Consider the following 14,536-nt stretch of genomic DNA (forward strand, 5'->3'; position numbering starts at 1 on the left):
AGCGTGACCGGCACGGCTACCGGGCCGCTCGGCCGCGCGGATAGCGTGCCGAGCACCCGACCCGGAGGAGAACCGCCATGACTCGCATCGACGTCACCCACGCCGGCAGCCTGCCGCGCACGCCCGAGCTCATCGCCGCGAACGCCGCACGGACGTTCGCCGACGACGGCCTGACGCTCCAGCGCACTCCCGAGTTCGAGACGCTGCTCGCCGACGCCGTCGCCGACCTCGTCCGCCGCCAGCGCGACCTCGGCATCACGATCGTCGGCGACGGCGAGTACGGCAAGGCGATGTCGAGCTCGCTCGACTACGCCGCTTGGTGGACGTACGTGTTCCAGCGCGTCGAAGGGCTCGAGATCACGGGCGAGGACATCTTCACGGAGCCGCCGCAGCGCTCGGCGCCCGGTGACGTGCGCCTCACGTCGTTCCCCGACCGGCGCGACTGGGTGCGCTTCGCCGACGCCTACCTCGACCCCGAGCACCCGGTGCTCGAGCAGAGCCCCGCGACCGCCTTCCCCGCGACGACCGGCCCGCTGCGCTACACGGGGCACGCGGCGCTCGCGACCGACATCGCGAACCTCCGACGCGGCATCGCGTCGACCGGGGCCGAGCAGGGGTTCCTGACGGCCCTCTCGCCCGGCTCGGCCGCGCGCATCGCGAACCGCCACTACGCGAGCGAGGAGGAGCACATCTGGGCCTGGGCCGACGTGCTGCGCGAGGAGTACACCGCGATCACCGAAGCGGGCTTCATCGTGCAGATCGACGACCCGTCGCTCGCCGAGAACTGGGACCAGATCAACCCCGAGCCGTCGCTCGAGGACTACCTCGCCTTCACGCGCATCCGCGTTGAGGCGCTCAACCACGCCATCCGCGGCCTGCCCGAGGAGCTCGTGCGCCTGCACCTGTGCTGGGGCTCGTGGCACGGCCCGCACACGACCGACATCCCGTTCGCCGACATCGCCGAGCTCGTGCTCGAGGTGAACGCCGGCAGCTACTCCTTCGAGGCCGCCAACGCCCGCCACGAGCACGAGTGGCGCGTGTGGGAGCACGTCGAGCTGCCCGCGCACAAGCGCATCGCGCCCGGCGTCGTCGGTCACGCGACCAACGTCGTCGAGCACCCCGAGCTCGTCGCCGACCGCATCGAGCGATTCGCTCGCATCGTCGGGCCCGAGCGGGTCATCGCGTCGACCGACTGCGGTCTCGGGGGCCGCATCCACCCGTCGATCGCGGCGGCGAAGCTCGAGTCGCTCGGGCAGGGCGCGCGTCTCGCGGAGCAGCGGCTCGGGGCAGCCGTCACGATCGTCTGAGGGATCGCGCGGGGGCGGCGGCCGTAGCGGTCGCCGCCCCATCGTGCGCTCCCGCGCGTGCGATCGATCCCCCTGGTGAGTCGTGCGGTCGGCGTCAGCGCAGCACGACGGAGCGCCCGTCGAGCGCGATCTCGACCTCGAGGCCCATCAGCGCGCCCCCGTGCCCGCTGCCGACGACGATGCAGCGGTCGGTCCCTCCGAGGTCGCGGCCGCACCGACGACCTCGGGCTCGCCGAGCGAGAGCATGAGGCGGTTCGCCCAGTTGAAGAACGCCGCACCGCTGAGCTGGTCGACGATGCCCGCGTCGTCGATGCCGGCCGAGCGGAGGCACTCGACGTGCCCGCCGTCGAAGGCCGACGGCGTCGCCGTGAGCGCCGCCGACGCATCCGCGATCGCATCCCAGCGGTCGTCGACCCGCGCGCCGATGCCCTCGTCGAGCAGCCGCTGCACGTCGCTCTCGCGGCCCGAGAGGCGTGATGCGGCCCGCGCGTGCACCGACGCGCAGAAGACGCAGCCGTTGACGCGCGACACGGCGGCGGCCGCGAGCTCGCGCTCCCAGCGGGGCAGCCCGCCCTGCTCGTTGCCGAAGATGTCGAGGTCGGTGAGCGTGCGCGCGCGGAGCGCCGCGGGGTCGCGCGCGAGCAGTCGGAAGTAGGGGCTCGACGAGCGCGACGCCTCGATGAGCGCCTCGCGCTGCACGGCGGTCAGCTCGTCCTCGGGCACCGGCGGCGCCCACGGCACCCAGCCGAGCGGGCCCTGCGTGAAGCGGTCGGGACGCCGCAGCGTCGGGTGGTCGGTGATCTCGGTCATGCGCGGGTCTCCTGGAGGGTGGTCGAGGCGAGGTCGGGGGCGTCGGCGGCGGGCGCTGCCGCCCGGTGGGCGGCGAGCACCCGCAGGCCGTGCACGAGCCGCAGCTGGAACGCGAGGAACGCGACCAGCTGGCTGAGCGAGACCACCGCGTCGGCGCCCCAGCCGGCGGCCTCGAGCGCCCGCAGCGCCTCGGGCCGCGCGTCGCGCGGGTGCAGCGTCAGCAGGTGCGCGTGCTCGAGCGCTGCGGCGAGCGGAGCGCCGAGCGCGGCTCGGTCGAGCGCGGCCGCGGGGCCGACGACGCTCTCGCCGTGCAGCGCGGACTCGCGGTAGCGGCCGTACGGGCCGGATGCGCGGGCCGAGTCGGCCGCGCGGGCCACGGCGTCGACGATGGCGGGCTCGGCCTCGTCGGCGAGCAGCTCGAGGTAGAACGCCGAGGCACGGGATCGCTCGGTCGACGCGTCGTGGAGCAGCGCCACGAAGGCGGCCACGGCATAGCGGTCGACGAGCCGCAGCTGGCCCGGCTCGTCGGGCTCGAGCAGCGCGAGGAAGCTGCGCTGCGCGTGCTCGCGCGCGTCGGGCCGCAGCAGGCGGATGCGGGCGAGCGGTGATCCGGGCCGGATCCCGGCGAGGTGGTCGATGACGTCGTCATGCGACATGGCGATCCTCCTGGTGGTCGTCGTGGGTGAGGGTGGTGCGGTCGAGGGCGGCGCCGCCGACTCGCCAGCCGAGCGCCGGCGCGACCTCGCTCGCGAACAGCTCGAGCGAGCGGGCGGTGAGCTCTGAGCGGGGGTCGACGGAGTGCACCTGGATCGACACCTCCGTCGCGTCGGCGGCCGCGGCGTCGGCCGAGAGCGACTCGGCGACCTCGTCGGGCGTGCCGAGGTGCGTCTCGCTGCGCTCGAGCAGCTCGTCGAGGCTCAGCGAGCCGGGCGTGACGCCGTGCAGCTGCTGCAGCTGGCGGGTGAGGCCGGCCTCTGCGTGCGCGCGCACCGCGGCGCGCTCCGCGGCGTCGACCACGACGACCGAGCGAGAGGCGAGGATGCGCGGGGCGGCTCCCGCAGGCAGCGCGTCGAGGTAGGCGTCGACGACGGGGCGCTGCACGTCCCAGACGCGCGGCGGCAGCTCGGCGCCGGCGAGCCCGGCTGGCGGCGGCTGGACGCGGGAGAGCATGAGGCCGTCGCCGTGGGCGCCGATGAGGCTCGCGCCCTCGGCCGAGAACGTCGCTTGCCACAGCCGCCCGGCGAGGGTCTCCGCGCTCGGCTGCAGGGCGACGTCGGCGGTGCCGTCGAGCAGCGAGCGCACGCGCACGAGCTTCGCGTCGTAGATCGCCCGCCGGTGCGCGGGGTCCTCGCCGAACGCGCTGAGGCTCGCCGGGCTGCCGCCGGTGCCGAGGCCGAGCTCGAGCCGTCCGCCCGAGAGCGCGTCGAGCACAGCCGCGTCCTCGGCGGCGCGCGTCGGCTGCTCGTGGGCGAGCGTCAGGATGGCGGTGCCGAGCCGGATGCTGCTCGTGCGCGCCGCAGCTGCGGCGAGCAGCACGAACGGCGACGGCAGGCCGCCCTCGGCGCGGTCGAAGTGGTGCTGCGCCACCCACGCGCTCGCGAAGCCGAGCCGCTCCGCGAGCGCGATGTGCTCGAGGGCGATCGCGTACCGCGCGGGCGTGTCGGCGTCGTCGAGGACGCGGGTGAAGAAGCCGATCGTGGGAGCCATCAGGCCACCTCCAGGGGTCTCGGATCGATGCCGGCCGCGCTCGAGGTCCGCAGCCAGTCGGGGGAGGGCACGGCGTCGAGCAGCGCCCGGGTGTAGTCGTGTCGGGGCCGCAGGAGCACCTGCTCGGCGGTGCCGGTCTCGACCGCCCGCCCCTGGCGCAGCACCGTGACGGTGTCGGCGATGCGGCGCACGACCGCGAGATCGTGGGTGATGAAGAGGTAGGTGAGGCCGAGCTCGCCCTGCAGCCGCTCGAGCAGCGCCAGGATCTGCGCCTGCACGGTGACGTCGAGCGCCGACACCGCCTCGTCGAGCACGACGACCGCGGGCTCGATGATGAGCGCGCGCGCGATCGCGACGCGCTGCCGCTGCCCGCCCGACAGCTCTCGCGGGAGCCGCTCGCCGGCATCGGGCGGCAGCGCCACGTGCGCGATCGCCGTCGACACGCGGCGGGCGAGCTCCCGGCGATCGAGCCGGCGGCCGTCGGGTGCGCCGAGGTTCTGGAGCGGTTCGCCGATGGACTGCTCGACGGTGCGGCGCGGGTCGAGCGAGGCGAACGGGTTCTGCGAGACGAGCTGCACCACGCGGCGCAAGGACCGGTCCCGGCGCGCGGCGACCACGTCGCGGTCCCCGATGCGGATGCCTCCCGTGCTCGGTGCGTGGAAGCCCGCGACCGCGCGCCCGATCGTCGTCTTGCCCGAGCCCGACTCGCCGACGAGCGCGTGGGTCGTGCCGCGCTCGATACCGAAGCCGACGTCGTCGACGGCGCGGTGCGCATCCGCCCTTCGCCCGTACTCGTGCACGAGCCGCTCGACGACGACGAAGGGCTCTGCGGGCGGGCGCGGCGCCCGCGGCGCATCGTCGGCGAGCGCGGGCGCGTCGGCGAGCAGCGTCGCGGTGTAGCGGCTCGCGGGCTGCTCGAGCACCGCGCGCGTCGGTCCGGCCTCCTCGAGCCGCCCGCCGCGCAGCACCGCGATCGCGTCGGCACGCTCAGCGGCGACCGCGAGGTCGTGCGTGATGAGCAGCACGCTCGAGCCGAGCTCGCCGCGCAGGTCGTCGAGCAGATCGAGGATGCGCCGCTGCACGGTCACGTCGAGCGCGCTCGTCGGCTCGTCGGCGATGATGAGCTCGGGTTCGAGCGCGATCGCCGCGGCGATGAGCGCGCGCTGGCGCATGCCGCCGGAGAGCTCGTGCGGGTGCTGCCGGGCCCGACGCTCGGGATCATCGAGGCCGACGCGGTCGAGCAGCTCGACGACGCGTCGGCGGATCGCCTCGGGCCTGCCCCAGCGATGGATCCGCAAGGGCGCGGCGACCGAGGCGCCGATGGTCTGCACGGGGTTGAGGGAGGTGCCCGGGTCCTGCGGGACGAGCGCGACGCGGCGGCCGCGGATGTCCTCGAGCGCGCGCCCCTCGAGGCGAGCGAGGTCGATCGGGCCGCCCGCGAGGCGCAGGGCGATCGAGCCGCGATCGATGCGGCCGCCCTCGGGCAGCAGGCCGACGATCGATTGCGCGGTCGTGCTCTTGCCCGAGCCGGATTCGCCGACGAGCGCGAGCACCTCTCCTCGGCCGAGCTCGAGGCTGAGCCCTTCGAGCGCGGTGCGACGCTCCCGGCGGGCGCGATACGAGACGGCGAGGTCATCGATGGTGAGCAGGGGCTCGGTCATGCGGAACTCTCCCTGATGGCTGCGGCGATGCGGTTGGCGGCGAGCACGACGGCGGCGACGACGAGCCCGGGCAGCGTCGTGAGCCACCAGGCGGTCGCGACGTAGTCGCGGCTCTCGGCGATGAGCAGGCCCCACTCCGGGATGGGCGGCGGAGCGCCGTAGCCGAGGAACCCGAGGGTCGAGATCTGCAGGATGGCGCTGCCGAACTGCAGCGCGGCGAGGGCGACGACGGCGCCGAGCGAGTTGGGCAGCACGTGCCGCCGCAGCACCGCGAGGAACGTGCCGCCCGAGCCGAACGCCGCCTCGACGTAGTCGGTGCGGCGCACCCGCACGACCTGCGAGCGGGCGAGTCGCGCGAACACCGCGATCGACGTGATGCCGACGGCGATCGCGGCGTTCGTGACGCCGAAGCCGAGCAGCACGATGACGCTGAGCGCGAGCAGGAGTCCGGGGATCGCGAGCAGCACGTCGACGACGCGCATGAGCGCCTCCTCGACGAAGCCGCCGCTCGAGCCGGCGAGCACGCCGATCGCGGTGCCGGCGATGAGCCCCACGAGCACCGCGAGCGCCGCGCCGGCGAGCGAGTTGCCGGCTCCGAAGACGACGCGCGCGAGCAGGTCGCGGCCGGTCGCGTCGGTGCCGAACGGATGCGCGGGGCTCGGCGGCTGCAGCGCCTCGGCCGCGACGCCCGCGAGCGGGTCGTGAGCGGTGAAGAGCCCCGGCACGAAGGCCCACGCGAGCGCGATCGCGAGGATGCCGATCGCGAGCACGAGCGTCGCGCGGGGGCGCGGACGGGCCCTGCCCACGCGCGGGCTCGGGAGCGCGCCGATCACCGCGCTCATGCGTGCACCGCTCGGCGCAGCCGCGGGTCGATCGCCGGGGCGGCGAGGTCGACGGCGAGGTTGATGAGCACGAAGCCGATCGCCGAGATGACGACGACCGCCTGCAGCACGGGGATGTCGCGGTTCGCGACCGCCTCCTGGGTGAGTCGGCCGACGCCGGTGCGCGCGAAGACCGTCTCGGTGACGACCGCCCCGGCGACGAGCTCGCCGAACAGGACGCCGGCGATCGTGAGCGTCGGCAGCGCCGCGTTGCGGGCGACCTCGCGCCCGAGCAGCCACCGCGTGCCGGCTCCGCGTGCGCGCGCGACGGCGATGAACGGCTCGGCGACCGTGTCGTCGATCGCGCCGATGAGCACTTGCGCGAGCGGCGCGGCGATGGGCACCGCGACCGTGAGCACCGGCAGCACGAGCGCCTGGGCGGGGCTCGCGTTGATGACGGGGATGAGCCCGAGCTGGAAGGAGAGCACCTGCAGCAGCACGATGCCGAGCCAGAAGACCGGGATCGAGACGAACAGGGGCGGCAGCGAGCGGAACGCGCGGCGCAGCCACTCGGCTCGGCCGAAGGTCGCGACCGCGGCGATCGCGACCGCGAGCGCGACCGCGGCGAGGAAGCCGAGCGCGGCGAGCGTGAGCGTCGACGGCAGCGCGGCCGCGAGCAGCGTCTCGACCGCCGCGCCGCTCTGCAGCGACGTGCCGAGGTCGCCGGTGAGGAAGCCGGTGGCGGAGGCCCACAGCTGCTCCCACACCGGCCGGTCGGTGCCGTAGACCGTGCGGAGCTCGTCGAGCTGCGCGTCGGTGAGGCCGAGCTCGGGGCTCGCGTACCGGGCGACGATCGCGTCGCCCGGCAGCGCCTGCAGGAGGAGGAACGCGACGACGAACGTCGCGACCACCACGAGCCCGGCCTGTGCGGTGCGTCGGAGGGCGTACGGCATCGGCTCAGCCCTCGAGCGAGACGTCCGAGAAGTCGGGGCGCCCGACCGACTCGGTCGCGAAGCCGTCGACGCCCGGCCGCACGCCGTAGACCTGCGGCTCCTCGAAGAACGGCAGCACGTACGCGTGCTCCGTCAGGTGCGCCTGCACGGCTGCGGATGCCGCGGCGCGCCCCTCGGTCGTCGGCTCCGATGCGACGCGCTGCAGCAGCGCCTCGAGCTCTGCGTCGATCGGCGCGCCGCTCTCGTCGTCGTTCTGCAGGGTGTTGCGGTTGGCGATCGAGAACTGGCTCTTGATGACGTCGAAGTCGGCTCGCCCGACCATCGAGTGGTAGATCTGGATCTGGTCGATGTCGGCGGACGCCGCGGTCTGCGCCGCCTGGTCGCCCTGGAAGAGCTCGAGCTCGACGCCGATCTCGCGCAGCTGCTGCGCGATGAGGGTGATGACGTCGCGGGAGCGCGGCTGGGGGAGCGCCTCGTTCACGACCAGGCGCAGCCGCTCCCCATCCCGCGTGCGGATGCCGTCGGCGCCGACCTGCCACCCGGCCTCGTCGAGCAGGCGGTTGGCGAGCGCCGGGTCGTGCGCGTACGCGTCGGCCTGCTCGGCGTACCCGAGCGCCGTGCGGCTGAGCGACGAGGTCGCGAGCGGGTAGCCCTCGGAGAAGATCGACGAGACGAGCTCCTCGCGGTCGATGCCGGCGATGAGCGCCCGCCGCACCGCGATGTCGGCGAGCAGCGGGTGGCCGAAGCGGAAGCTCAAGCCGTTGTTGACGCCGTTCGTCTGCGCCGCGACGATCTCGAGACCCGCGGCGGCGACCTGCGCCTCGTGCTGCGGCTCGACCTGCCGCGCGATGTCGGCCTGGCCGGCGACGAGCGAGCCGATGCGCACGCTGTCCTCGGGGGCGATCACGATGTCGACGGCGTCGAGGTGCGGGCGCCCCTGCACGGCCGCCGACGGCGGCGCCCACGCGTAGTCCTCGCGCGCGGCGAGGCGGATCGAGGTGCCGACCTGCTCGGACTCGACCACGAACGGGCCCGCGCCGATGATCTCGGCCGCGTTCCCCGGGCCGAAGCCCTCCGAGTCCCGCTCGAGCGTCGCATCCGCCAGCAGTCCGGAGTTGATCGTCGACACCGCTTGCGCGAACCCGGGGGCGGGGGCGCTGAAGTGGAAGCGCACGGTGTCGTCGTCGACGACCTCGCCGCGCTCGTAGTTGTTGATCGCCTCCGAGACGATGAGCGCCCGCGAGGGGTCGCCGAGGCCGAACAGGTCGAAGTTGGCGACCACGTTCTCGGCCGTGACGGGGGTGCCGTCGGAGTAGGTGACGTCGGTGCGCAGGTCGAAGGTGTACTCGGTCGCGTCCTCGTTCACCTCGGGCAGCGCTGCGGCGACCCAGGGCTCGAGCTCGAGCGTCGCGGGGTCCTGGTGCAGCAGGCGAGCGGTCACGTTGTTGACGAGCGCGCCGTTGGGGTAGAAGCCGGCCGCCGGCGGGTAGAGCGAGGTGTACGCCTGGTGCTCGAGATAGGTCAGCGTGCCGCCCGTCGCGGCGCCGCCGTCGGATGCATCGGGCGAGGCGGCGCTCGCGGAGCACGCGCTGAGCGCGATGGCGGACGCGGTGGTGACGGCGACGACGGCGCCGGCGCGGGAGCGGGTGCGGATCACGGATGACCTCCATAAGCGGTGCTTGGGTGTGATCAAAGTAGAGCCGATCACCGCTCCCGACGCACGGCGCGACGACACACGCCGTCACAATCAGGGCTCGAGACCCCCGAGCGCCTGCTGCAGATCCGCGACGATGTCGTCCGCGCGCTCGATGCCGACCGAGATCCGCACGAGCCCCGGGGTGATGCCGAGCGCGAGCCGCTCGTGCTCCTCGAGCTTCCCGTGGATGGTGCTGCCCGTGTGGATCGCGAGCGAGCGCACGTCGCCGATGTGCGTCATCTGGCTCACGAGCCGGAGCCGGTCGAGGAACGCGCGCGCGGCGTCGCGCCCGCCGTGGAGCTCGATCGAGACGATCGAGCCGGCCCCGCGGGGGAGCATCCGCTGCGCGACGTCGGCGCGCGCGTCGCCCACCGCGCCCGGGTAGTGCACGCGCGCGACGGCGGGATGCGGCTCGAGCGCGGCGAGCACCGCGTGCGCGTTCGCGACGTGCCGCTCCATGCGCAGCGACAGCGTCTCGATGCCGTGGAGCAGCAGGAACGCGCTCGTGGGCGGGAACGTCGGACCGTGCTCGAGCACCGTCACGGCGCGCAGGTGAGCGCCATAGGCGGAGCCCCCGAATCGCGCCGCGAAGGAGGGCGCACCGTGCGGTCGCGGCTCGTGCAGGTGCGGGAAGCGCTCGGGCGACCAGGCGAAGCCGTCGCCCCAGACGATCGCGCCGCCGATGACGGAGCCGTGGCCGCCGAGCCACTTCGAGGTCGAGTGGATGACCACGGCCGCGCCATGCTCGAGGGGGCGGCACAAGTAGGGGGTCGCGACGGTGTTGTCGACGACGAGCGGCACCCCGGTGCGCGCGGCGACGCGACCGAGGAGCGCGAGGTCGGCCACTTCGCCGAGCGGGTTCGCGATCGACTCGGCGTAGATCGCGCGGGTGGTCGGCCGCACGGCCGCGACCCAGCGCTCCTCATCGGCGTCGATCGGCAGCGCCTCGAACTCGAGCCCCGCGCGAGCGAGCGAGCCGCGCACCATCTCGCGCGTCCCCTCGTAGAGCCGATCGGTCGTCAGCACGTGGTCACCCGCGCGGGCGAGCGCCTGCAGCGCCGCGGCGATCGCTGCTTGGCCGCTCGCGACGAGCACGCCGTCGACGCCGCCCTCGAGGTCGGCGATGCGCCGTGCCGCGACGACGTTCGTGGGGTTGTCGTTGCGCGAGTACGCGCGCTGCGCGCTCTGGCCGGCGAAGCGGAGGGCGCCGTCGTCGAAGCTCTCGAACACGTAGCCCGCGCTCTGGTAGATCGGCGTGACCCGCGCGCCGGCCTCGCTGTCGATCACCGCGCCGGCGTGCACCTGCCTGGTCTCGAAGCCCCAGCCCGCGCTCATCGCGCGCGCACCGCGGCGACCGGCCGCACCGCTGCCGCGATGCGGTCGACGGCCTCTTCGAGCACCGGCGCGGGGGTCGCGAAGACGAGCCGCACGTGGTCATCGAAGCCCGAGCCGCACAGCGCGCCGTCGGTGAGGGTCACGCTCGCGCGCTCGCGGAGTGCTGCTGCCGGCGAGCCCGGCAGGCCGAGCGCGCTGACGTCGAGCCACGCGAGGTACGTCGCCTCCGGAGGGCTCCAGCGCACCTCGGGCAACCGCTCGGCGAGCAGCTGCGCGAGGAGGTCGCGATTGCGCTGCAGGTAGGCGTTCGCCTCCGCGAGCCACGCCGAGCCGTCGCGGTAGGCGGCCGTCGAGGCGATGACGCCGAGCGTCGACGCGCCGTGCGCGACGGCGAACCCGAAGCGGCGGTAGCGCTCCTCGTCGGCGTCGTTCGAGGTGATGAGCTGAGCCGCCTTGAGCCCGGCGATGTTCCACGCCTTCGACGCGCTCGTGCCCGTGATCGTGTGCGCCGCGGCCGCGGCGCACACGGATGCGTAGGGCACGTGCGCGCGCCCGTCGTAGCGGATGGGCGCGTGGATCTCGTCGGCGAACACGCGCCCGCCGTGACGCTCGACGATGCGCGCGATCGCCTCGAGCTCGTCGCGCGGAACGACGGTGCCGGTCGGGTTGTGCGGATTGCAGAGCACGAGCGTTCCGGCGCCGGCGGCGAACGCGCGATCGATCCCCTCGAGGTCATGGCGCCAGCGGCCGCGATCGACGACGCCGGGCACCTGGAGCACCTCGCGGCCGAGCGTCGCGAGGTAGGTGTGGAACGGCATGTACGAGGGCGTCGGCACGATGACGGGGGAACCCTCCGCGGAGTACTCGGTCACGGCGACGCCGAGCGCCGCCATGACGTCGGAGACCGCGTGCACGCGCTCGGGGTCGACCCTCCAACCGTGCTCGCGCGCCTGGAACGCCGCCGTCGCCTCGCCGAGCTCTGCTGCGGTCGCCGGCGCGAGGTAGCCGAGCACGTCGTCGCGCACCGCGCGCTCGAGCGCGGCGCGCACGGGCGGCGCCGTGCCGAAGTCCATCTCCGCCACCCACGCGCCGATCGTGCCCGGGTGCAGGCTCCACTTGCGGCTCGAGGGCCGCTCGAGCGCCGCCCTGCTGATCCCGTCCCATGCCTGCGCGCCCATCGCCGCCTCCTCCGTGCCGATTGGACGCCACCCTCGCAGTGGCCGAGCCGCGCCGACCACTCCGCCGAGTAACACGGCGAAACGCACTCGTCGATCGCTCGCTCGATCCCGGCGGGCAGCACCCCGAGGTGAACGGGCGGCAGCGCCGGACGCCGTCAGACGCGCGTGTCGCCGTCGTCGTCCGCGTCGTCGGAGGATGCCGGGGCAGCTCGCGCGGCGCGACCGTCGCGGGCGGGATGCGCGGCGTGAGCACCGAGGCCGCGTCGGTGGCGATCCCGTAGTGGAACATCGTCCACACGACCGACTCGCCCGCGGCCGCCGTCGTCATGCCCTCGCCCGACGGCGGGTCGAGGTACTCGGCTGCTCTTCGCCGCGCAGGGTCGTCGCTCGACCTCCCGCGGTACGCCACTCGCGGCGGGCCCGATCACCCGTCGGCCGCCGATCCGTCGGCGCCGCTGCGCGCCGACTCGCGCCGCACCGCCCACGCGAGGATCCAGAGCGCCACGACGACGACGCCGCTGAGCATCGAGGCCCACAGGCCCGCCGCCGGCGAGACGACCACCTCGAAGATGAAGCTCGTCACGGCCACGACGAGCAGCGACACCACGACGACGGTGATGATGAGCAGCGCGTTGCCGAAGCGCACGATCTGCTCCTTCATCCGCCGCCGGAAGTGGAGGCGGTGCACGAGCACGGGGGTGAGCCCGAGCAGCGTCGCGAGCCCGGCGAGGGCGACGAGCACGAGGTAGTGCTGCACCTCGTCGGCGTCGAGGTCGCGGAAGCCCGACTGGAACGCGACGGCGAGCAGGAAGCCGGAGATGAGCTGCGTGCCGGTCATGACGACGCGCAGCTCCTGCAGGATGTCGGCGAAGTTGCGGTCGGCGCGCTCCTCGCGCGTCTCATCGCGCCCGCGCCGGCCGTCTCTCGCGGGGGCGTCAGCGCCACCGTCCTCCATGGTCGGCATCCTGCCACCGGCTATGCGTCAGTGGTTGCGGAGCCTGTCGATGAGCTCGGCCTTCTTGAGCTTCGACGTGCCCTCGATGCCGAGCTCCTTCGCGCGGTCGCGCAGCTCGTCGACGGTGCGGTCCTCGTAGCGCTCCGCGTCGCCGCCGCGCTCGCCGAGCTTCTCGCGCCCGTCGCGCGCCGCCGCGTTGGCGATCCTGGCCGCCTTCTCGGACGAGTTCCCCTCGGCCTTGAGCTTCCGGTAGAGCTCCTCGTCCTTGATGCTCGGGTTCGGCATCCGATCCTCCTCGCCTCCGCGCCCGACGGATCCGGGCGCCCGGTGGGCGGCGATGCTACGCCGGTCGGCTGGAAGCGCCTCGGGAGGGGAGCGCGAGCAGCGCGATGCCCGCCGCGACGATCGCGAGCCCCGTCCAGCCCACGGCGCTCGGCCGCTCGCCCACGACGAGCACCGCGAGCAGCGTCGCGACGACGGGCTCGGCGAGGGCGAGCGTCGTCGCGCTCGAGGAGGTGAGCGCTCGCAGCGCGTAGCCGAAGAGCAGGTAGGCGAGCGCCATCGGCACCAGGGCGAGGTAGGCGATCGTCGCGAGCCCCGCGGGCGCGGCGAGCGGGCCGAGCCCGACGATCGCGAGCCAGCCGAGGCACGCGGCGCCGCCGACGAGGAAGAGCGCGCCCATCGCGCCGCTCGCCGGCTCACCGCGACCGATGATGCGCGCCCCCGCGAAGGCGTAGAGCGCGTAGCCGAAGCCGGCGGCGAGCGCGAGACCGACCCCCGAGAGCGCGGCCTGCGCATCCGCCGCCTCGACGCCGCCGTGCCCGCCGATCGCGAGCAGCACGATGCCGACGAGCGCGAGCGCGGTCGCGAGGCTCCAGCGGCGGTCGGGCCGGCGGCGGTCGATGGCCCACTCGAGCAGCGCCGCGAAGATCGGTCCGGAGCCGAGCGCCACGACGTTGCCCACCGCGACGCCCGCGAGCGCCATCGACGGGTAGTAGGCGGTCGGGTAGAGCACGACGCCCGCGGCGCCCGCGAGCACCCAGCCGAGGTGCGCGCGCTGCCGCAGCACGCCGAGCACGCGGCGCGCCGAGACGAGCGCGAGCACGACGCCGCCGATGCCGAAGGTCGCGAGCCCGATCGCGAGCGACGACGAGCCGGCGGGCGCGAAGTGCGCGACCGTGCCGGTCGTGCCCCACAGCACCGCCGCGAGCAGCACCGCGACCGCGTGCGAGGCGCCCGGCACCGCGATCGCGCGCGGCGGGGCGGCTGGCTCGGGCACCCTCGATTCTAAGCACGAGCGGCGCCGCCGCGTGCGAGCATGGCGGCATGGGCAACCGCATCTCCGAGCTGCTCGCCGGCGCCGGCCTCATGCTGCGCGGCTTCGGCACCTGGGCGCGCGATCCGCGGCTCATGCTGCTCGGCGCCGTGCCCGCGCTCATCGTCGGCGCGCTCATGCTCGCCGTCGTGGTCGTCGTGAGCTTCCAGGTGGGCGGATGGGCGACATGGCTCACGCCGTTCGCCGACGGGTGGGACCCGGGCTGGGCGGGCGCGCTGCGCGTCGCGCTCGCGCTCGGGCTCATGGTCGGCGTCGTGGTGCTGTGCGTGCTGACATTCGCCGCGGTCACGCTCGCAGTCGGCGATCCCTTCTACGAGCGCATCTCGCGCACGGTCGACGAGCGGCTCGGCCGTGCGGGCGAGGCGCCGGAGCTCGGCTTCTGGCGGTCGGCGGCGAAGGGCGTGCGCGACGCGGTCAAGCTCATCGCCATGGCGATCGGCACGGCGGCCGTCGTCTTCGTCGTCGGGCTCGTGCCGCTCGTCGGCACGGTGCTCGGCCTCGTCGTCGGCGCGGTGCTCGGCGGCCGGGCGCTCGCGCGCGAGCTCACGGGCTACGCGGGCGACGCGCGCGGACTGAGCCTCGACGAGCGTCGCGCGCTGCTCGCGGCGCACCGGTGGCGCTCGACGGGCTTCGGGATGGTCGCCTACGTGCTGCTGCTCGTGCCGGTCGTCGCGGTCGTCGCGACCCCCGTCGCGGTCGTCGGCGCGACCCTGCTCGTGCGCGACCTCCGCGGCGAGCCGACGACCGCTCCGTCGCCCTCGTCGTAGGCTGGGGGAT

General features: G+C 74.5%; 14 protein-coding genes. 2 read left to right on the top strand and 12 right to left on the bottom strand.

The window, feature by feature from the left end; translation table 11 throughout:
• Window positions 1-77: 77 nt before the first annotated feature.
• Window positions 78-1,307 (top strand): cobalamin-independent methionine synthase II family protein, encoded by a 1,230-nt coding sequence (locus tag JQT67_RS00300; RefSeq protein ID WP_208063035.1) that lies wholly within the window; start codon window positions 78-80, stop codon window positions 1,305-1,307.
• A gap of 147 nt (window positions 1,308-1,454) precedes the next feature.
• Here JQT67_RS00300 and JQT67_RS00305 read toward each other — a convergent pair whose 3' ends face one another.
• The 12 genes from JQT67_RS00305 to JQT67_RS00360 form a co-directional block, all read right to left on the bottom strand.
• Window positions 1,455-2,117 carry an alkylhydroperoxidase domain protein gene (locus JQT67_RS00305; protein ID WP_208063036.1) on the bottom strand — a complete coding sequence of 221 codons (663 nt, stop codon included), beginning with the start codon at window positions 2,115-2,117 and terminating at the stop codon, window positions 1,455-1,457.
• Window positions 2,114-2,773: a CMD domain protein gene (locus JQT67_RS00310; protein WP_208063037.1), complete on the bottom strand. Its 660-nt coding sequence runs from the start codon at window positions 2,771-2,773 to the stop codon at window positions 2,114-2,116. The genes JQT67_RS00305 and JQT67_RS00310 overlap by 4 nt, the downstream gene beginning before the upstream one ends.
• The gene (locus tag JQT67_RS00315) at window positions 2,763-3,824 is read right to left on the bottom strand and encodes an LLM class flavin-dependent oxidoreductase (RefSeq protein WP_208063038.1); all 1,062 of its coding nucleotides are present in this window, start codon (window positions 3,822-3,824) and stop codon (window positions 2,763-2,765) included. The genes JQT67_RS00310 and JQT67_RS00315 overlap by 11 nt, the downstream gene beginning before the upstream one ends.
• Window positions 3,824-5,485, bottom strand: coding sequence for an ABC transporter ATP-binding protein (locus JQT67_RS00320; protein ID WP_208063039.1), 1,662 nt, complete (start codon window positions 5,483-5,485; stop codon window positions 3,824-3,826). Before JQT67_RS00320 ends, JQT67_RS00315 begins: the two co-directional genes overlap by 1 nt.
• Window positions 5,482-6,327, bottom strand: coding sequence for an ABC transporter permease (locus JQT67_RS00325; RefSeq protein WP_031223167.1), 846 nt, complete (start codon window positions 6,325-6,327; stop codon window positions 5,482-5,484). The genes JQT67_RS00320 and JQT67_RS00325 overlap by 4 nt, the downstream gene beginning before the upstream one ends.
• Window positions 6,324-7,259: an ABC transporter permease gene (locus JQT67_RS00330; protein WP_208063040.1), complete on the bottom strand. Its 936-nt coding sequence runs from the start codon at window positions 7,257-7,259 to the stop codon at window positions 6,324-6,326. The genes JQT67_RS00325 and JQT67_RS00330 overlap by 4 nt, the downstream gene beginning before the upstream one ends.
• A 4-nt stretch (window positions 7,260-7,263) precedes the next feature.
• Window positions 7,264-8,913 (bottom strand): TIGR04028 family ABC transporter substrate-binding protein, encoded by a 1,650-nt coding sequence (locus JQT67_RS00335; RefSeq protein WP_374222112.1) that lies wholly within the window; start codon window positions 8,911-8,913, stop codon window positions 7,264-7,266.
• A 93-nt stretch (window positions 8,914-9,006) separates the two neighbouring features.
• Complete coding sequence (locus JQT67_RS00340; protein ID WP_021009351.1) at window positions 9,007-10,290, bottom strand: O-acetylhomoserine aminocarboxypropyltransferase/cysteine synthase family protein; 1,284 nt, start codon at window positions 10,288-10,290, stop codon at window positions 9,007-9,009.
• Entirely contained in the window at window positions 10,287-11,468 is a 1,182-nt protein-coding gene (locus tag JQT67_RS00345; protein WP_021009352.1) for a MalY/PatB family protein, read from the bottom strand. The genes JQT67_RS00340 and JQT67_RS00345 overlap by 4 nt, the downstream gene beginning before the upstream one ends.
• A gap of 424 nt (window positions 11,469-11,892) precedes the next feature.
• Window positions 11,893-12,423, bottom strand: coding sequence for a DUF6328 family protein (locus JQT67_RS00350; protein ID WP_208063042.1), 531 nt, complete (start codon window positions 12,421-12,423; stop codon window positions 11,893-11,895).
• Window positions 12,424-12,450: 27 nt separating this feature from the next.
• Window positions 12,451-12,708, bottom strand: a complete 258-nt coding sequence (locus tag JQT67_RS00355; RefSeq protein WP_208063043.1) for a Rho termination factor N-terminal domain-containing protein — start codon at window positions 12,706-12,708, stop codon at window positions 12,451-12,453.
• A 55-nt stretch (window positions 12,709-12,763) separates the two neighbouring features.
• Entirely contained in the window at window positions 12,764-13,702 is a 939-nt protein-coding gene (locus JQT67_RS00360) for an EamA family transporter (RefSeq protein ID WP_307864126.1), read from the bottom strand.
• Between the two features lie 47 nt (window positions 13,703-13,749).
• Between JQT67_RS00360 and JQT67_RS00365 the strand changes: the two genes are divergently transcribed.
• Window positions 13,750-14,526, top strand: a complete 777-nt coding sequence (locus JQT67_RS00365) for an EI24 domain-containing protein (protein ID WP_208063044.1) — start codon at window positions 13,750-13,752, stop codon at window positions 14,524-14,526.
• Window positions 14,527-14,536: the final 10 nt, after the last annotated feature.

It is taken from the genome of Agrococcus sp. TF02-05 (assembly GCF_017565345.1).
GTDB classification, from domain to species: domain Bacteria; phylum Actinomycetota; class Actinomycetes; order Actinomycetales; family Microbacteriaceae; genus Agrococcus; species Agrococcus pavilionensis.